This window comes from Arthrobacter sp. MYb229, from assembly GCF_002975405.1.
In the GTDB taxonomy this organism is placed as follows: domain Bacteria; phylum Actinomycetota; class Actinomycetes; order Actinomycetales; family Micrococcaceae; genus Glutamicibacter.
Genome location: NZ_PCPS01000004.1, coordinates 143,074 through 160,382, shown reverse-complemented (window position 1 = coordinate 160,382; position 17,309 = coordinate 143,074). Strand labels below are relative to the sequence as shown.

The window sequence follows — 17,309 nt, the reverse complement described above, 5'->3', positions numbered from 1 at the left end:
TTCTCGCAGCTCGCGTCGTTTGGTTGGCATCAAACGACGCGAGCTGCTTCATTTAATCTTCGAGTCAATTACCTGAACAGTGTTCAATGATTCGGAAATCCGCTGTACAGTGAATTCAAACAATATTGAACACTGTTCAACAGGAGATTTTTGATGCCAACACTAACCGGCCCGAAGCGCACCGCGCTTGACCCCTTTGCCCTCGCCGCACGGATTAGCGAAGGGCACCGCCTGACCGCGTCCGAGTCCCGCGCTATCCTGGCCACATCCGATGAGCAGACACTAACGCTCGTCACGGCAGCCGGCCGGCTACGCAGGAAGCACTTCTCCAACACCGTGAAGGTGAACTATTTGGTGAACCTCAAATCTGGATTGTGCCCGGAAGACTGCACCTACTGCTCGCAACGCCTGGGATCCAAGGCAGAAATCCTGAAATACACCTGGCTCAAACCAGACGAAGCGGTCCGCCAGGCCGGACTTGGCATTGCCGCAGGTGCCTCGCGAGTCTGCTTGGTGGCTTCGGGCAAAGGACCCACCGACCGGGATGTCAATCGCGTAAGCACCATGATTGACCAGCTCAAAGAAGAACATCCGCAGGTAGAGGTCTGCGCTTGCCTGGGCATCCTCAAAGGCGGACAGGCCGAACAGCTCAAGACGGCCGGCGCCGATGCCTACAACCACAATCTCAACACCGCAGAATCCCTCTACCCGGAAATCTGCAGCACACACAGCTACCAGGAGCGCATAGCCACCGTCGAACAGGCCAAGGGGGCAGGCCTCTCCCCCTGTTCTGGACTCATTGTCGGCATGGGCGAAAGCACCGACCAGCTCATCGAAGCGGTCTTCGCGCTGCGTGCGTTGGATACCGACTCAATTCCGGTCAATTTCCTGATGCCCTTTGACGGCACTCCGCTGGAAGGAACTTGGAACCTCACCCCGCTGGCTTGCCTGCGCATCCTCGCACTGGTTCGTCTGGCCTGTCCAGACAAGGAACTGCGCATCGCCGCCGGCCGAGAAATGCACCTGCGCTCCCTGCAGTCCACCGCGCTGGAAGTGGCCAATTCGCTCTTCCTGGGCGACTACCTGACCAGTGAAGGCCAGGATGCGCGCGCCGATCTGGCGATGATCGCCGACGCCGGATTCGTGGTGCTGGGCCAGGAGGGCAAAAACACCGCGCAGATCGCCCAGACCCTGCACGCAGCCGCCGCCCACGCCGCCCGCCAACCAGCGGACGCAGGCAATGCCGCGGCGGCCGGGTGCGCCGGATCCTGCTGCTCCTCCGCGGCCTCGGCGGCCTGCGGCAAAGCGGCCTCCGGTGGCGGCACCGGCGAGACCGAACCGGTGCTGCGCCGCCGCGGCGCCGGGACCGCAGAGAACCCCAACGCGTGATGCCCACCGATGCCAGCCTGCTCTCCCGCGACGCAGGATTGCTCTGGCACCCCTATGCCGCGCTTGATGCCGGGGCAGGCTACGCGGTCACCGAGGCACGCGGCGCCCGGCTGGTCCTCGAAGACGAAACCGGCATCCGCCGCGAGGTGATCGACGGGATGTCCTCGTGGTGGTCAGCCGTGCACGGCTACCGCAACCCGGCGCTGGATGCCGCGGCGCGCGGGCAGCTGGAGAAATTCAGCCATGTGATGTTCGGCGGGCTGACCCACGCCCCGGCCATCGAATTGGCCGAGCGGCTGGTGGACCTGGCCCCGGGCGAGCTGCGCCACGTGTTCCTCGCCGATTCCGGGTCGATCAGCGTCGAGGTGGCCCTGAAGCTCGCCCTCCAATACCAGGAGGCAAAGGGCCGCACCACGCGCCACCGCTTCGCGGCCCTGCGCGGCGGCTACCACGGGGACACCTTCGCCACCATGGGCATCTGCGACCCGCAGGACGGAATGCACGCGGCTTTCGCGCCGCGCTCCTCCGCCGAGCTGTTCCTGCCCAAGCCCCCGAGCGCACGCCGCAGCGCACAGGGGCACTGGGAATACCTCGTCTCCGAGCTGGCCGATTGGGAATGCACGGTGCGCGCATTGATCTCCGAAAACTCCGCACAGCTGGCCGGGATCGTGTGCGAACCGGTGCTCCAGGGCGCCGGAGGGATGCACATCTACCCGCCGGCGGCGCTCGGCATCCTGCGCGAACTCGCCGACGAACACGACCTGCCGCTGATTGCCGATGAAATCGCCACCGGATTCGGACGCACCGGCGAGCTGTTCGCCGTGGCGCATGCAGGCATCGTCCCGGACATCATGTGCGTGGGCAAGGCGCTGACCGGAGGGTATCTCACCCTGGCCGCGATGCTTTGCACCAGCAAAATCGGCTCCGCGCTTGCCAGCGGAACTCGGTCCGCCGGGTCCGCGCTGCTGCATGGGCCGACCTTCATGGGCAACCCGCTGGCCTGCGCGGTGGCCTGCGCCTCGCTTGACCTGCTCGTCGGGGCACCGGCCGGCAGCCCACCGGCGGCACCCTGGCAGGCCCAGGTTACCGCGCTGGAATCCGGGCTGCGCACCGGGCTCGCCCCGGCGGCCGGACTGGCATCAGTCAAGGACGTGCGGGTGCTCGGCGGGGTTGGAGTCATCCAACTTCACGCCCCGGTTGACGTACCCGAAGTGACTCGAGCGGCGGTAGCGCAGGGGGTCTGGGTGCGCCCGTTCCGCGATCTGGTCTACGTCATGCCTCCCTATATCAGCACCCCCGAAGAGCTCGCCGCGCTCGGCCGCGGACTGCTGGCCGCGGTGGAGCAGGTCCATGGCTGAGAATACCTCCGGCTGGGAGCGCTGGCTGTCCGCCCGAGCCACCGTGCGCGAGCGCCGCGGCCTGCGCCGCAGCGATGCGCTGCGGGCCGGATCCATTGATTTGGCCTCCAACGACTATCTGGGTCTCTCGAATCATCCCGAGGTGCTCCGGGCCGCCGCCGAAACCCTGGAAAGCTACGGCACCGGGGCCGGTGCAAGCCGAATGGCCAGCGGAACTCTAGCAGTGCACCGGGAGCTGGAGGCCGCGCTGTGCCGGTATACGCACCGGGATGCCGCCTTGGTCTTCTCCAGCGGGTATACCGCCAACCTCGGGGTGCTCGGCTCCCTGGGCGGTCCGGGCAGCCTGTTCATCCTGGACGAGCATGCCCATGCCAGCCTGGTCGACGGGGCCAGGCTCTCCGGCGCGGCTGTGGCCACCGCCGGGCACAACGACCTGGCCAGCTTCCGGCGGCTGCTCCAAGCCAACCACAGCAGCGCGCACCCCAAGCCTCGGGTGCTGCTGGCCGTCGAATCGGTTTACTCGGTTTTCGGCGACGCTGCGCCGCTAACCGAGCTGGCAGCATCGTGCCGGGAGTTCGGCGCGCTGCTGCTGGTGGATGAGGCCCACTCGCTGGCCGCCAGCGAATCCGGGTCGGCGCTGCGCGCCGCCGGCCTCGAAGCTCGCGGCCAGGTAATCACCACCGCAACCCTGTCCAAGTCGCTGGGCGCCCAAGGCGGAGCGGTGCTTTTCGGCGGCCCGGCTGCCGCAGCGCTGCGCGAACATCTGCTCAATACCGCCCGCACCTTCATCTTCGACACCGCGCTGGCCCCCGCCGCCGCCGGCGGTGCCTTGGCCGCCCTGCGCTTGGCGGACCGGGCCCGGCTTGCCGCGCTGGCCCGGAACCAGCGGTTGATCCGCGGTCTGTTGGCGGAGTACCCGGAACTGGCCGGGCGGGTGGAATCCGGGGCCGGACCGATCCACTCGGTGAAGATGCCCAGCGCCGCGGCCGCCGTGCGGGCCGCCGCCACCCTGGCCGCGCAGGGCATCGCGGTATCCTGCTTCCGCCCGCCCAGCGTCCCCGACGGAATCTCCCGTATCCGGCTGACCGCCCACGCCCACCAGCAACCGGCCGAACTGTCCACGGCCATCGGGAAGGTAGCCCGGGCGGCCATCGAGGAGGAATCATGAATTGCCCCTACGCCCCCACCGCCGGCAGCTTGGCCGACGCCCCGCTGGCCGGCCCGCTGCCCGCGGCCTTTCCCGAAGCCATCAACCGGCGCTACCGCAGCGTCGAGGACCCGGACACGGTGCGCGGCATCTTGCGCCGCCCCGGGGAATTCACCACGGCCAACGCGCTGAGCACCGCCATCAACCTCACCCCGGCCGCGTTGCGGATCCTGGCCGCGGTGAAATTCGCGCTGCCACCGGTGCTCGCCAGCGCCTCGGGCAGCGAACACCTCTCCGTGCGCCGGCTCGTCGCCGGATTCTTCAGCCCCGCCAAGGTCCAGTCGCAGCGCCAGCCGGTCACCGAACGAGTGCGGGAAATCTGCGCCCGGCTCGAACCGCGCTACCGCAACGGGGAATCCCTGGATCTGGCCGTAGAGCTGGCCGCGGTGATCCCCGTCGAAATCATGGCGGTGCTGACCGGGGTGCGCGTGCCGCCGGCCGAAAAACTCAAACGCTGGAGCCAGGATTCGCTGGAATTGTTCTGGGGGTGGCCCGAGGAGGAACGACAGCTGGTGCTCGCCGCCAGCGCCGCCGAATTCTATGCCTGGCTGGATCAGACGGTTCACGAGGCGGTCAGGAGCCAGGAGCCGAACCTCTATGCCGTGCTGCATCGCTCGGGAGTTCCCGAACGCCAAATCCGCTCGCTGGCCTACTTCCTGGGGATCGCCGGACAGGAGACCACCGCGATGCTCATCCAGAGCACTCTGCACGCGGCGCTGCGCGAGGGCCACTGGGCCGCCTGCGCCGACCCGGACACCGGACCAGCCGCGGCCCAAGCCGTGGTGCGCGAGGTGTTGGCCGTCGCCTCCTCGGTGCCAACCTGGCGGCGCATCGCCGCGGTGGACGCCCGCGTCGGCGATCACGAATTCGCCGTCGGCGAGGAGCTGGTGCTGCGCCTGTCCGGCGGAATCCTCGGCACCGGCGGCGACGATTCGCTGGCCTTCGGCCATGGCGTCCACCGCTGCTTGGGGGCGGGCCTGGCCCGGATGGAGGCCGAACTGGTGCTCGCCGAAACGGCCCGTTGCCTTCCGGACCTCGAAGCCGCCGGCGCGGCCCCACGCTTCGCCCACCTGCTCTCCTTCCAGGCGCCGGTCGCGGTGCCGACTGGATTCCCCTTCGAAAGGACCCACCGATGATCCACGCCATCACCGGAACCGACACCGAGGTGGGCAAGACGGTGGCCACCGCCGTGCTCGCCGCCCGGGCGCTGGCCCGCGGTGCCCGGGCGGCGATCTACAAGCCGGCGCAGACCGGTGTGCTTCCCGGACAGCCCGGAGACGTGCAAGACGCGGCCGGCTGGCTTGGCCACCCGGAGCGGCTGGGCACCGCCGAGGGGGTGCGGCTGTGTGCGCCGATGGCACCGCTGGATGCGGCCCGGTGCGCGGGATTCGCCGACCCCGCCGAGGTCCTGCCGCCCCTGGCCGAGCACGTGCGGCGGATCCGCGAGCTGGCAGCTGCCTATGACGAGGTGCTTGTCGAGGGCGCCGGAGGGCTCTTGGTCGAGCTGACGTCCGCGGGCGAAACCATCGCTGATCTGGCCGCGGCCGTCTCGGCGGAGCTGGTGGTCGTCACCCGCCCGGACCTGGGAACCCTGAACCACACCGCGCTGACCTTGGAGGCCTGTGCGGCCCGCGGCTTCTCCCGCGGCACGCTGGTGCTGGGCAGCTACCCGGACCGCCCCACGCAGCTTGCCGAATGCAATCTGGCGGGTCTGCGGGCCTTAGCCACCCGTTTCGGGTGGAGCTTCGCCGGGAGACTGCCCGCAAATCTGGTCCGCGATCCGGCACGCCGCCCGGAGGCGCTGGCCGCAGCGGCCCGTGCGCTGGCTCCGATTCCCGCCTAGCCCCCCGGGCGCGGCGACCTTGCGGAATACCGGCCGGGCAATATGCGTTGGGCACAAGTATGAAGAACATCGGATTTTTGTCCTTTGGGCATTGGACTGATCACCCACAGTCAGGAACCCGCAGTGCCTCGGATGCGCTGCTGCAAGCAATCGATCTAGCGGTTGCGGCCGAGGAACTCGGCGCGGACGGCGCATACTTCCGCGTGCACCACTTCGCCCAGCAATACGCATCCCCCTTCCCGCTGCTCGCCGCCATCGGAGCGCGCACCAGCCGCATCGAAATCGGCACCGGCGTCATCGACATGCGCTACGAAAACCCGTTGTACATGGCCGAGGACGCCGGATCCGCCGACCTCATCTCCAACCGCCGCCTGCAGTTGGGCATCAGCCGCGGTTCACCGGAACAGGTCATCGACGGGTGGCGCCATTTTGGTTTCGAACCGCATGAGGGCGAGAGCGACGCCGAGATGGGACGCCGGCATACCGAGCGTCTGCTCCAAGTGCTCTCCGGAGAAGGATTCGCCCAGCCCAGCCCCAAGCCGATGTTCCCCAATCCCCCGGGGCTCTTGCGCATAGAACCTCACTCCGAGGGTTTGCGCGAGCGCATCTGGTGGGGCTCGGGCTCGAACGCCACCGCCGTGTGGGCGGCGAAACTTGGAATGAACCTGCAAAGCTCCACGCTGAAAGACGACGAATCCGGCAAACCGTTCCATGTGCAGCAGGCCGAGCAAATCGAGCTCTACCGACAGGCATGGAAAGACGCTGGCCATGCACGCGAACCGCGGGTCTCGGTGAGCCGCAGCATCTTTGCCCTGACCGATGAGCGGGACTGGCAGTACTTCGGACGCGACCGCTACAGCTCCGACCAGATCGGCAACATCGACGCCAAAACCCGCGCAATTTTCGGCAAGTCCTATGCCGGAGAACCCGATGAACTGGCCAAGACGCTGGCCGAGGATGAGGCCATTGCCGCGGCGGATACCTTGCTGCTGACCGTGCCCAATCAGCTAGGAGTCGAGTACAACGCACACGTTATCGAATCGGTGCTCAAACATGTCGCTCCGCTGCTGGGCTGGCGCTAGGGAGAACGCCGAGCTGATCTTTACCGGCCTGGCTACTTCACGGGATTCCCTAGGCTAGCCGCTGTGCGAGCACCGCTACCCCGTCGCCGCGAAGGGAAGACAGGTAGTCAGGCCGTCCCGCCATGATCATGACAAGATCGAGTTGCTTGCCTTTGACCAGCGGCCCGTCTCCCGCCGAGAAGGAAGAATCTTCGGCTTTCAGGGCCAGACCAGTGACGAGGCGTTTGCTGTTCACCGCGAAATCCCGCTCGGAGAAGAATTTGGCAACCTCGTGCACCGCATCCGGATCAGGGATCAGCTCGAGGGCAAGCGGCCGGGCGATGTCCTGACCGTGGACGATCACTTCCCCGAGCATCGCCGCGTAATCCTTGGTCGGGGCGACTGTGTTCTCGGCGGATGCACGCAGGTTCGCGAGCGTCTGGGCAGGAGTGTCGCCCAAATATCTGCGCAGCCTACGCTCGTTATGCACAGCGGAGTTGAAACCTGCCAACACGATGCTGCGCAGCCAAGACATCGTGCCGGTGTTTGCGGCGGCGCTCAGATGCGCGACAACCTGGGAGACCGACCAATTGCTGCACAGCGTGGGAGATTGCCAAGCCTCATGATCCAGTCGCGACAATATTTCCAGGAGCCTGTGCCGTTCAGCGTGGATTGCATTCCAGAAATCATACTCGTGCATCAAGTTTCCGTTCGGTTTGATCTTGTCGGGGCAGGTTCCGCCGGATGGCACTCCACAGCGCGTCGCGATGAACAAGATGTCGAGATCAGACGCGATTCCGAGGCGATTTAAGCCTAGTGCAGCACGCCGCAGGAAAATAGTCCGGTTGCCCCGAACTAGCCGGGCATCAAGTACAACGGGCCAGCCATCGATTCCAGATCGGTGCCGCTGGCGCTGCTACGGGGTAGGCACTCGGCGGAGAGCAATCGTTACAACAATTCTCGCCGCCATTGAAGCGAATGAGACGCAGGACACTAGGCTGGATAGGGAGAGCTTGGTTTTCAGACTGCCCGAGCCGTTGAGCAGTTCGAATGGCTCCGATGAGATTTTGCCTAATACAAGAAAAACTGACACAGGAGAATTACATGAGCAAGCCACTAAATATCGCATTCATCAAGGCCAGCTGGCATGCAGATATCGTGGACCAGTCGCTGGCAGGGTTCAAAGCAGATATGGATGCTTCCGGTGTTGAATACGGCATCGATGTGGTCACCGTGCCTGGTGCCTACGAGATGCCGCTGCAGGCCAAGCGGCTAGCGCAGTCGGAAAAGTATGATGCCGTGGTGGCCGCCGCGCTAGTAGTCGACGGCGGGATCTACCGCCACGATTTTGTCGCTCAGGCGGTTGTCGATGGGTTGATGCGCGTGCAGCTGGACACGAATGTGCCGACCTTCTCGGTGAGCCTGACCCCGCACCACTTCCACTCCAGCGAAGAGCACGAAAAGTTCTACTTCGAGCACTTCGTCACGAAGGGCGCCGAAGCCGCGCGCGCGGTGCGTGCAATCGCGGCGCTCGGCGAGTAGCGTTCGCTTCTAATACGCAATGCGTGATGGTCGCTTCGAGAACTATCCGGAGCGACCATCACGCATTTTTTCGTATGAAATTCTTGACCCGTTGGCGGGAATTTGCGGAGCTAAGCGGGATGCTCGTCGTTCAGCTCGTTACGCCTCGTCGAGTGTTGCATCGGGAACGATGCCTTGCCTTCCGCCGCTTGTCCACAGCACAATATCCAGCACTCGCAAGAGCGAGAGGTGCGTTTGCCCCGCGTCCTCGCGAATGCTCTTCAGCTTCTCAACGAGTTTTACATCCTCAGCTGGATCCTGATGGAACGCGTCCCACCAACGAGTCCATTGAGTACCGGAGCCAGGTATTTTTACCCGCTTGGCGATCACGGAATCGAATATAGGAATCAGATGCGGACGCTTGCGGGCCAGGATCTTGCTCGCGGTAGTCTGCCCAATCCCCCACCTGTTCCCTGGTTGACGAAGGATCTCCCACAACTTGTCTGCGGGAGATCCGTCGGCCAGAAATTTCTGGAATTCTCCTTCGGTCAGCTCCTCGAATCGAAGGCCCACTGGAATCTGAGCAAGTTGTTCGCCGAGCTGTTCCGCATAGGTTCCCAAAATCCCCAATGCGGCCTGTCCTGGAACGTGAACCGAGAGCATCGAAACCGCTATCAAATCCTCGGCAGTGATCTTGTTGGGTTCGCGAAGGTCACCTCCACCTGCGAAGGATTCGAACTGCGAACCTGAATATCGAGGTCGACCGTTCTCTCGGATTTCAAAGTACTTCTTGAGATCGGCGACTGCGTCGTCATGCTCGATCGAATTCATTGCGAAAAGTGGCACGTGTTCCCCCTGTAATGCGCCCGAAGGCCCGATGGGCTCAACGTATCACCAGCTTCCGACAGATGCGCCCGGAGCGCTTCATTCCTTGCCAACATCACATAGGCACGCCCACCGAGAAATGCGCTCCAAATTGTCCCAAGTCATGCCTAGGATCAAGGCATGATCGATTTTAATAACTCCTCGGTGTTCAAGCTCGGCCCATGGAATCTGGCCGAGGTAGCCCCGGAAATAACTCCCATGCTCGTCTCCGGGGAAGAACTGCTCGCCGCGTTCAAGGGTGCACGCGACTATGTAGTCTTCACCAATAAGCGGCTCGTTGCGGTCAATGTCCAAGGCCTGACCGGCAAGAAACGCGACTACACCTCGCTGCCCTACTCCCGCATCCAGGCCTTCTCCGTCGAAACGGCCGGAACCTTTGATCTCGACGCGGAATTGGAGCTGTGGTTTAGCGGTCTGGGCAAGGTGAGCCTGGATTTCAAGGGCAAAGTCGATATTCGCGCCCTCTCCCAAGTGATCGCCGGCTACGTTCTGTAGAAGTACGCTGGCGCTTTTGAAAAATTGTCCGGGATGAACTTTTCCGGATCAACAATTGCTAGCTGGAATCCATGCAACCGAAAGGGCACTGAACGCCCTGCTGCCGTGCACGCTGAGGATCCGATAGTCCGGTTCCGACGGTCTCATCGCCCCCTCCGGCACCGGAACCTACTTGACAGTACACCGAATGTCCGTGTGTTCTTAGAGAGGGTAAACAGCCGTTCACCCCATTTGCGCCATCTATTATCCGAAGGCCACCGTCGTGCCGATACGTTCCGTTCCCGCGTGGGCGACCACCGCCATCCTCGCCTTGTGCGGGATGGTGGTAGCGCTCCAGCAGACCCTCGTTGTCCCACTATTGCCTGATTTTCCGGTGATCCTCGACGTCTCGGCCGAAGATTCCTCCTGGCTGGTCACCGCCACGCTGCTCAGCGCGGCGATTTTCACCCCGGTCATTTCCCGCATGGCCGACATGTACGGCAAGCGCAAAATGCTGCTGCTCGCTTTGGCCGTGATGACCCTCGGCTCGCTTGTTGCCGCCCTCGGCGGATCCTTTGGCGCACTGATCGCCGGGCGGGCCATGCAGGGCTTCGCCTCCTCGCTGATCCCGGTGGGAATCTCGGTGCTTCGCGACGAATTGCCCAAGGAAAAGGTGGCCTCGGCCGTCGCGCTGATGAGCGCAACCTTGGGCATCGGCTCGGCGCTGGGCATGCCGATGTCCGGACTGCTCTACAACGCCTATGGCTGGGAATCGCTGTTCTGGGTTTCCGCAGGCCTGGGCCTGGTATTCCTCGTAGGCGTGCTGCTGCTGGTCAAGGAATCGACGATCACCACCCCCGGCCGCTTCGACATCTCCGGGGCGCTGGTCCTCTCCGTAATACTCACCGCCGCCCTATTGGCCGTCACCAAGGGTGCCAGTTGGGGCTGGAACAGTCCGCTCACACTCGGCCTATTTGCTCTGGCACTCGCGCTGCTTGCCGGTTGGATCCCGCTGCAGCTGCGCGTCAACCAGCCGATGGTGGACCTGCGCACCGCGGTGAAGCGGCCGGTGCTTCTGACCAACGTCGCCTCGTTCTTCCTCTGCGTGGCGATGTTCGTCAACATGCTCATCACCACCCAACAGCTGCAGATCCCCACGCAGACCGGCTATGGTTTTGGCTTGTCGGTGCTGGTCGCCGGGCTCGCCATGGTGCCTTCGGGGCTGGCCATGGTCTTCTTGTCCCCGGTTGCCGGCGCGATGCTCAATCGCTGGGGAGGCAAACCGACGATGATCTTCGGCGCGGCGATTATGGCCCTCACCTACGTGGGCCGGGTCTTCCTGGATGACGCTGTGTGGCAGGTGATCGTCGGGGCAACCCTGGTCAACGTCGGAGTCGCCTTCTCCTACGCCGCGATGCCGACGCTGATCATGAGCGCGGTGCCGATTACCGAAACCGCCTCGGCCAACGGGGTCAATGCGCTGATCCGTTCGCTGGGCACCAGCGTGGCCAGCGCACTGACCGGCCTGATCCTCGCCACGCTGGTCGTCGAGCACAACGGCACCGTGCTGCCCTCGATCGACGCGCTGCATTTGGCGTTCTGGCTCGCGGCGCTGGCCGCGGCCATCGGCATCGCCATTGCCTTGTTCATCCCCAGCGGCGGGCGCACGCCGAAGGCAGACAACAACGTCGAAGAGACCATGGTGCATGGCCGGGTCATCATGTCCGCTGCCGGCGGTACCCAGCGTCCGGCCATTGTGACCTTTGTGCGCCAGGACGGCGTCCCCGGTGACTGGGCGCGCACCGACCATGAGGGGCTTTTCACCGCGGCGCTGCCCGGACCAGGACGCTATCTCGTGGTCGCCAACGCCGCAGGCTGGGTGCCAAATTCCCAGCTGGTGACCTTCTCCGGCGGAACCACGGAGCACAATGTGGAACTGCACGATACGCTTTCGCTCAGTGGCGTGGTGGCTACCGGCAATATGGCCGTGACCGGGGCCCTGGTCAGCCTGAGTGCCGGAGCCGGCGACTTCATCGCCGCGACCCACACCGACGGGCGCGGGAGTTACACCTTGGATCTGCCTCCGGTGGGAACCTACGTTTTAACCGCCGCGTCACCGCACAGTGACACCGCCACTTCGGTCAAGCTCATTCTGCGGGCGCGGACCGAGCGTGTGGATATCGAGTTGCCAGCATGAGCGCCATCGATGGCCGGGGACGCATCCGCCAAGCGGCGTCGGCCTTGTTCGGCGAGCGCGGATTTCATGATGTTACCGTGCGCGAGATCGCCGAGGCCGCCCAGGTCTCCCCCGCCTTGGTGATCAAGCTCTTCGGTTCCAAGGCCGAGCTGTACACCGTGGCCAGCACCATCACCGTTCCGCTGGCAGACCTGGACCTGCCCCGCGAACGCCTGGGCCGGGCGCTGGTGCAGCAGATCCTCAACCGGCGTGATGCCGCGGTGGTTGATCCATGGGAGACCCTGGTCCCGCGGATCAGGCAATCGCCCACACCGGAGGTAACCCAGCGCGAGCTGCGCGAGACCTATCTGGCCGGGTTGGCAAGGACCATCGCAGATACCACCGCCGACCACCGCCATGCCTCGGCCGTGGCCTGCCAGCTGCTGGGCCTGGCCGAGGGCATTCGAGTCCTAGGCTATTTCGCGGCCGAGGATTTCGATTCCGACGAGGTCGTCGAGCAGTATGCGGCGGCGGTCCAACTGCACATCGACCGGGCTGGCGCCTCCGGCTAGCGCACCCTTGGCTCTCACCGGCGTCCGCTCACCAGGCCTCGTGCGGGCTCAGTTTGCTGGCTGCCATCGAGGCGCCGAGGATGATGGTGCGCATGAAGCGCTCGGCGGCCTCGATGAGCAGCCGTTCCCCGTCATCCACCGCTTCTTGCAGGGTCATCGGGATCGGCACGATCGAGGCAATCGCATCGATGCCGATGTCGTGGACGTCGCGGCAGCCGCGCCCCAGCGTTCCGGCGAGAGCCACCACCGGCACTCCTTGCAGGCCGGCACGGCGCGCGACCTCCGCGGGAACCTTGCCCTTAGGCGTCTGAAAATCGATGGCGCCCTCGGCGGTGATCACCAGGTCCGCTCCGCGCAGCATCGAATCGAGGTCGATTCCGGCCAGCCCGGAGTCGAGGATCGCTTCGAAGCGGGGCAGCAGCACCGCTCCCACTGCGGCGAGTCCGGCGCCCAGCCCTCCCGAGGCCCCGGTGCCCGGCGCGGTCGCGAAGTCGGTCTCACGCGCCGAGGCAAGCGCATCGCGGCGCAGCACCGCGGCCCAGCGCTCAAAACCAGTGGACATTGCCTCGACCTGCTGAGGCGTCGCGCCCTTTTGCGGGCCGAAGACTCGGGCCACGCCGCGCGGCCCGGTCAGGATGTTGTGCTGATTGAGCGCAAGCGTGATCTGCACGGTTCCGGCGGCGAGCGCCGGGTGCAGCCCGGCTAAATCAAGCCGGTCGATGCGTCCGAGCTGATTTCCTCCGGCGGTGAGCTCCCGGCCTTTTCCATCTAGGATCCGTGCCCCGAGCGCCTGCAGCGCCCCCATGCCGCCGTCGGAGGTTCCGGAATCTCCGCATCCGACAAGCACCTTGGTCGCGCCCGCGTCGATTGCCGCGGCGATCAGTTCGCCGACGCCGTAGCTGGTGGTGGTTCCCGGGTCGCGCTGGGCCCGGGGAACGAGCCGCAGACCGGCCGCGGCGGCCATCTCCACGACGGCGGTGCCGGCGGATTCTCCGCCGAGCATCGCATAGTGAGAGCCGACCTTTTGCCCTACCGGTCCGGTGACGACCGCTGGGACGAGATGGCCGCCGGTGGCGCGGGCAAGGGTTTCGGCGGTCCCTTCCCCGCCATCGGCGATCGGGACGGCCTTGACCACTGCCCCGGGCAAGGCGCGGCGCACGCCGGCGCCGATTGCCGCGGCGACGGCCGAGGCGTCGAGGGATTCCTTGAATCCGGAGGGGGCAACCAGGATGCGTTGCGGCAATGCGTGAACCATGAGGATGAGTCCTTTTAATGTGATTAGGTGTAGGCAATGGTTGTTGGGTCAGCGATCTCAGGTGAACAGCGGCAGGCCCATGGCCGGCCAGATCCAGAAGGAGAACACTAGGATCAGGGCGACCATGACCGGTCCCAGCACCGCGCTGAGCCGCAGCAGGTCCGCGGGTTGATAGCTGTCCACACCTTCGATATCGGAAAACAAGTTGACGGGCTTCGCGCTGCTGGTGAGCGTGTGGCAGAAACCTGCGGCGGCAGTGGAGGCGAAAGCGATAGCCACCGCGTCCACCCCCACACCCGGGGCAAGCGAAACGACCAGCGGAATCAGCACCGCCGAGCGCGCCGAACGGGACTGGATCACCAGGTGGGCCGCGGCGGATACGACCACCACCACGATGGTGAACACCCACGGGGCGGCGGCTCCCAGCCCCTCGACCGGTCCAAGCACGCGGCGTGCCAGCCAGTCGGCGGCGCCGGTGCGGGCCAGCGCGGTGCCCAGGGTCAGCGTGGCGGCCATGAAGATCAGCATTGACCACGGCACCGCCTTCAGCGCCTTGGCCAGGCCCACCGAGCCGAAGCCCGGACTGGCCACGAGCAAGGATCCGAGCAGAGCCACAACGGCCGGGTGCAAGTGGTGCAATGGTTCGGTGCACCAGAGCACCACCACCGCGGATACCAGCAAGGCGGCGCGCGATTGCCCGACGCTCAGCGGTCCGGTCAGCGGTACCAGGGAATGCTCTTGGAGCTGCCCAATGCTCACCTCCAGCGCTTGGCGGCGATCCGAGCCGCGGGTGAAGAGCCATAGCACCAGTTCCGCGCACAGATGCGAGGAGACGAAGGCCAGCGGCAGCCCGTAGAGCAGCCAACCTGCGAATGAGAAGTCCTGATAGCCGGAGGTGGCGAGGATCTGGCTGGTGATCAGATGCGCCCCGGCCCCCAAATACGAGGCGACCGCAGAAAGCAGGATGACCGAGGGGAAGAGCAGCGACAGGGCCAGGACAACCCTCGGGCGGGCGGCAAGCACCTTGGCCAAGGCCATGAAGACGGGAATTGCCAGCGCCGCCCGGCCCGAGGTGGAAGGCACCGCGAATGCGGTGGCCACCAGTGCACCGGTGGTCAGGTGCATCAACTGTCTCGGGTTGCGGGCTCCGACAGCGATCCAGGCGGCGGCGCGGGTGGCCAAACCAGTTGCCGTGATTCCGGCGGCAATCACGAACGCGGCCAACAGCAGCCAGATGGTGTCTTCACCCAGCGAGGCGAAGAGGACGTCCTCGGGCAGCACGCCCATGAGCACCAGCACCAAGGCCGCGCCGAGAGCGACATAGGTGTCCCCGACCGGGGAGAAGACCCATAGCCAGATCGCGACGGCGAAGACCGCCAGGGTCAGTGCGCCCTGGGACGGCAGCGCGGTCGCCGTTCCCGCCGCGGAGCCAAAAGCCCCGAAGGCGCACCAGACCAGAAAGGCGGCGAGCAGCATCGCGGCCAGCAACCCGCTGGCGCGCCGGTGGTTCCAGCGCCGCCGCGGGGCGCGTTGTGCCGGTCCAACGGCAGCCGCCGGCTGCGGTGCGTCGGTGCTGTAGCGGAATCCGGTATCCGTAGTGCGTTGCCTCGTGCTCATGACTCGGCTCCCAGAGTGCTCGCCATGCGCTCGGCGAAGTTCTCCTCGGAGCCTGCTTCCGGAGCCAAAGCCAGTCGCGGTAGCGAGAGGCCGAAGCGGGCTCCGGCGCCTGGGCCGGATTCGACCCACGCGGTCCCCCGATGCGCTTGGGCTACCGCCTTGACCACGGCCAGCCCAAGGCCCATGCCCGGTTCCTGGTCAGTGCCGGTGCCCCCGCTGCGATAGGTATCAAGCAATGCGCGGGCCACCTCGGAATCCAGGCCCGGGCCGTCATTGGCCACCCAGAAGCTGACTGACTGTTCATCGGCGGCGGAGCCCAGTCGAATGGTGTCCCCGTGGTCCGTGTGCGCGACGGCGTTCTGGATCAGTTGGCGCAAGGCATCGGTGATGCGCTCCGGGTCAAGCCACGCCTCGGCGCCAGCCGACTGCTCGATGCGGAAATGCCGTTGCAGGTAGGTGTCCGATTGCGCTGCCTCGGCGGCAATATCCGCGGTGACCTCGCCCACGGCCACCAGCTGCGGCCTGACGAAATCCGGGTGGCCGCTGTGTGCAAGTACGTCGAGGTCGGCGAGGGTTTGGCCCATCTGCGAGATGAGCTCCTGCGCCCCGCAAGCGATGTCGGCGCGTTGTACCGCGGGCAGGTCTTCACGGACCAGTTCGTGCAGCGTCGCCGCGAGCCGACGTTGCGGTTCGTTGAGATGCTCGCGCGCTTCGGCGATGAAGTGCCGCTGGGCCAGATGGGAGGACTCGACCCGGTCGAGCATTGCGTTGAGCGTCTGGGCCAGCTGCGCCAGATCGTCGCGCCCGGACACCGGGATGCGGGCCGAAAGGTCATGCGCCGTAATGGCAGCAGAGGTCTCGCGCACGGTGCGGATCGGGAGCATGATTTGGCCTGCCACTAGCCAGGCGATCCCCGCGGTCAGCACCAACCCTCCGGCGGCCACCGCGAACAGGAGCACCGCCTGCCGGTTGGCTTCTTCCTGCGCGCCGGCGGTGAACTGTGCGACGACCAGCTGGGCTTGTTGCATCGGGCCGGACCGGTTAGCGGTAGCGGCTTCCTCGGCTACCGCCTTGGCCCAGCGCACGGTGCCGTACTTGGTTTCATACACCGCCGAGGTCCGCGAATCATCGAGGATCCGAGCCAGCAGCTGCGCATCCGCGGCCAGCACAACACCGGTCTGGTCCAAGGCGCCGTGCGCGCTGAACACGCGGCCGTTGGCCTGGCCGACAATTGCTTCGCCCGCCATGGGCTGCTGCCGGGCGAGATAACGTTCGAGCAGTTCGTCCATCGAGGCGAAGGGGCGCGCGGTCTGCGGATCCAGCCCCTCGGCGGCGAAGGTCCTGAATTCCTCGATCTCCTGGGTGATGCCCACATTGGCCGCCTCGGCGACCTGCCCGAAAATGATCGAACGCATGGTGACCGTCACCGCGAGCAAGGCCAGCGCCGTGGTGAGAACGATCCAGCCGACAATCCGCAACCGGGCCGAGACCGTGGACCCCTGCTGCTCAGCAGATTCAGCCATCCTCGCCACCGCGTTCCGGCTGCGCGCTGGGCAGCGCAGTTTGCGGTCGCACGTCCAGCTGAACCACGATCGGCTGCTGGTGCGGAGTCGGCGGACTTGCGGAGTCGGCCAGCGCTTGGCTGGCGCTTGCCAGCCCGGCGGGAACGGCCAGGACAGCAAGGATGAGAAGTATGCGACGGATCATGCTTCTACATTAGAAAACCCTTGTGAGACACAAATTAAGTACTGGTGAGAGGTTTATGATTCGTCGATGAGAAGAATATGAGAAGGTGAGAAGGTACCTTACGGGCTCCCGATCACGGTCTGCGCGACGGTGAGTTCGATGGCTCCGGCGTGGGGGCGCCTACCGGCTTGCGGCGCACAAGGCACGGGCTGCGCCGCATGGTCTTTTCTTGCGGCGCAGCCCGTGCATTCGCGTTGGAGCTCGT

16 protein-coding genes are annotated in these 17,309 nt (G+C 65.5%); 10 read left to right on the top strand and 6 right to left on the bottom strand.

From position 1 onward, the window contains the following. Positions 1–153 precede the first annotated feature (153 nt). The 6 genes from bioB to CQ019_RS13405 are packed head-to-tail and all read left to right on the top strand — an operon-like array spanning position 154 to position 6,879. Positions 154–1,389: a biotin synthase BioB gene (bioB, locus tag CQ019_RS13430; RefSeq protein ID WP_105569917.1), complete on the top strand. Its 1,236-nt coding sequence runs from the start codon at positions 154–156 to the stop codon at positions 1,387–1,389. Beyond that, complete coding sequence (gene bioA / locus CQ019_RS13425; RefSeq protein ID WP_105569916.1) at positions 1,389–2,747, top strand: adenosylmethionine--8-amino-7-oxononanoate transaminase; 1,359 nt, start codon at positions 1,389–1,391, stop codon at positions 2,745–2,747. The genes bioB and bioA overlap by 1 nt, the downstream gene beginning before the upstream one ends. Further along, positions 2,740–3,915 (top strand): aminotransferase class I/II-fold pyridoxal phosphate-dependent enzyme, encoded by a 1,176-nt coding sequence (locus tag CQ019_RS13420; RefSeq protein ID WP_105553736.1) that lies wholly within the window; start codon positions 2,740–2,742, stop codon positions 3,913–3,915. Before bioA ends, CQ019_RS13420 begins: the two co-directional genes overlap by 8 nt. Next, on the top strand, positions 3,912–5,090 hold the full coding sequence (locus CQ019_RS13415) for a cytochrome P450 (RefSeq protein WP_105553737.1): 1,179 nt from the start codon (positions 3,912–3,914) through the stop codon (positions 5,088–5,090). Before CQ019_RS13420 ends, CQ019_RS13415 begins: the two co-directional genes overlap by 4 nt. Further along, the gene (gene bioD, locus CQ019_RS13410; RefSeq protein WP_105553738.1) at positions 5,087–5,797 is read left to right on the top strand and encodes a dethiobiotin synthase; all 711 of its coding nucleotides are present in this window, start codon (positions 5,087–5,089) and stop codon (positions 5,795–5,797) included. Before CQ019_RS13415 ends, bioD begins: the two co-directional genes overlap by 4 nt. Before the next feature lie 59 nt (positions 5,798–5,856). Further along, positions 5,857–6,879: an LLM class flavin-dependent oxidoreductase gene (locus CQ019_RS13405; RefSeq protein ID WP_105553739.1), complete on the top strand. Its 1,023-nt coding sequence runs from the start codon at positions 5,857–5,859 to the stop codon at positions 6,877–6,879. A 49-nt stretch (positions 6,880–6,928) separates the two neighbouring features. Here the strand turns inward: CQ019_RS13405 and CQ019_RS13400 are convergent, their stop codons facing one another. Then, entirely contained in the window at positions 6,929–7,558 is a 630-nt protein-coding gene (locus CQ019_RS13400; RefSeq protein ID WP_105553740.1) for a maleylpyruvate isomerase family mycothiol-dependent enzyme, read from the bottom strand. A gap of 359 nt (positions 7,559–7,917) precedes the next feature. Between CQ019_RS13400 and CQ019_RS13395 the strand changes: the two genes are divergently transcribed. Beyond that, the gene (locus CQ019_RS13395; RefSeq protein WP_258133596.1) at positions 7,918–8,400 is read left to right on the top strand and encodes a 6,7-dimethyl-8-ribityllumazine synthase; all 483 of its coding nucleotides are present in this window, start codon (positions 7,918–7,920) and stop codon (positions 8,398–8,400) included. 138 nt (positions 8,401–8,538) lie between these two features. Here CQ019_RS13395 and CQ019_RS13390 read toward each other — a convergent pair whose 3' ends face one another. Beyond that, the gene (locus CQ019_RS13390) at positions 8,539–9,210 is read right to left on the bottom strand and encodes a DUF6308 family protein (RefSeq protein WP_105553742.1); all 672 of its coding nucleotides are present in this window, start codon (positions 9,208–9,210) and stop codon (positions 8,539–8,541) included. A gap of 174 nt (positions 9,211–9,384) precedes the next feature. Between CQ019_RS13390 and CQ019_RS13385 the strand changes: the two genes are divergently transcribed. From CQ019_RS13385 to CQ019_RS13375, 3 genes are all read left to right on the top strand, one after another. Continuing rightward, complete coding sequence (locus tag CQ019_RS13385; protein ID WP_105553743.1) at positions 9,385–9,759, top strand: PH domain-containing protein; 375 nt, start codon at positions 9,385–9,387, stop codon at positions 9,757–9,759. Between the two features lie 262 nt (positions 9,760–10,021). Next, on the top strand, positions 10,022–11,935 hold the full coding sequence (locus CQ019_RS13380; RefSeq protein ID WP_255248479.1) for an MFS transporter: 1,914 nt from the start codon (positions 10,022–10,024) through the stop codon (positions 11,933–11,935). Then, positions 11,932–12,486 (top strand): TetR/AcrR family transcriptional regulator, encoded by a 555-nt coding sequence (locus tag CQ019_RS13375; RefSeq protein ID WP_105569915.1) that lies wholly within the window; start codon positions 11,932–11,934, stop codon positions 12,484–12,486. The genes CQ019_RS13380 and CQ019_RS13375 overlap by 4 nt, the downstream gene beginning before the upstream one ends. Before the next feature lie 28 nt (positions 12,487–12,514). On the opposite strand, the gene CQ019_RS13370 is transcribed toward CQ019_RS13375, so the two are convergent. The 4 genes from CQ019_RS13370 to CQ019_RS13355 are packed head-to-tail and all read right to left on the bottom strand — an operon-like array spanning position 12,515 to position 17,065. After that, entirely contained in the window at positions 12,515–13,741 is a 1,227-nt protein-coding gene (locus CQ019_RS13370; protein WP_105553745.1) for a glycerate kinase, read from the bottom strand. A 57-nt stretch (positions 13,742–13,798) separates the two neighbouring features. Continuing rightward, positions 13,799–15,358, bottom strand: coding sequence for an SLC13 family permease (locus CQ019_RS13365; RefSeq protein WP_105569914.1), 1,560 nt, complete (start codon positions 15,356–15,358; stop codon positions 13,799–13,801). Continuing rightward, on the bottom strand, positions 15,355–16,881 hold the full coding sequence (locus CQ019_RS13360) for a sensor histidine kinase (protein WP_105569913.1): 1,527 nt from the start codon (positions 16,879–16,881) through the stop codon (positions 15,355–15,357). Before CQ019_RS13360 ends, CQ019_RS13365 begins: the two co-directional genes overlap by 4 nt. After that, positions 16,874–17,065, bottom strand: a complete 192-nt coding sequence (locus CQ019_RS13355; protein ID WP_105569912.1) for a hypothetical protein — start codon at positions 17,063–17,065, stop codon at positions 16,874–16,876. The genes CQ019_RS13360 and CQ019_RS13355 overlap by 8 nt, the downstream gene beginning before the upstream one ends. Positions 17,066–17,309 lie beyond the last annotated feature (244 nt).

Excerpts from the sequence above, each read along its gene's own strand:
- bioB (WP_105569917.1), top strand. The coding sequence starts at position 154 with ATGCCAACACTAACCGGCCCGAAGCGCACCGCGCTTGACCCCTTTGCC.
- bioA (WP_105569916.1), top strand. The coding sequence starts at position 1,389 with ATGCCCACCGATGCCAGCCTGCTCTCCCGCGACGCAGGATTGCTCTGG.
- CQ019_RS13420 (WP_105553736.1), top strand. The coding sequence starts at position 2,740 with ATGGCTGAGAATACCTCCGGCTGGGAGCGCTGGCTGTCCGCCCGAGCC.
- CQ019_RS13415 (WP_105553737.1), top strand. The coding sequence starts at position 3,912 with ATGAATTGCCCCTACGCCCCCACCGCCGGCAGCTTGGCCGACGCCCCG.
- bioD (WP_105553738.1), top strand. The coding sequence starts at position 5,087 with ATGATCCACGCCATCACCGGAACCGACACCGAGGTGGGCAAGACGGTG.
- CQ019_RS13405 (WP_105553739.1), top strand. The coding sequence starts at position 5,857 with ATGAAGAACATCGGATTTTTGTCCTTTGGGCATTGGACTGATCACCCA.
- CQ019_RS13400 (WP_105553740.1), bottom strand. The coding sequence starts at position 7,558 with ATGCACGAGTATGATTTCTGGAATGCAATCCACGCTGAACGGCACAGG.
- CQ019_RS13395 (WP_258133596.1), top strand. The coding sequence starts at position 7,918 with ATGAGATTTTGCCTAATACAAGAAAAACTGACACAGGAGAATTACATG.
- CQ019_RS13390 (WP_105553742.1), bottom strand. The coding sequence starts at position 9,210 with ATGAATTCGATCGAGCATGACGACGCAGTCGCCGATCTCAAGAAGTAC.
- CQ019_RS13385 (WP_105553743.1), top strand. The coding sequence starts at position 9,385 with ATGATCGATTTTAATAACTCCTCGGTGTTCAAGCTCGGCCCATGGAAT.
- CQ019_RS13375 (WP_105569915.1), top strand. The coding sequence starts at position 11,932 with ATGAGCGCCATCGATGGCCGGGGACGCATCCGCCAAGCGGCGTCGGCC.
- CQ019_RS13370 (WP_105553745.1), bottom strand. The coding sequence starts at position 13,741 with ATGGTTCACGCATTGCCGCAACGCATCCTGGTTGCCCCCTCCGGATTC.
- CQ019_RS13365 (WP_105569914.1), bottom strand. The coding sequence starts at position 15,358 with ATGAGCACGAGGCAACGCACTACGGATACCGGATTCCGCTACAGCACC.
- CQ019_RS13360 (WP_105569913.1), bottom strand. The coding sequence starts at position 16,881 with ATGGCTGAATCTGCTGAGCAGCAGGGGTCCACGGTCTCGGCCCGGTTG.
- CQ019_RS13355 (WP_105569912.1), bottom strand. The coding sequence starts at position 17,065 with ATGATCCGTCGCATACTTCTCATCCTTGCTGTCCTGGCCGTTCCCGCC.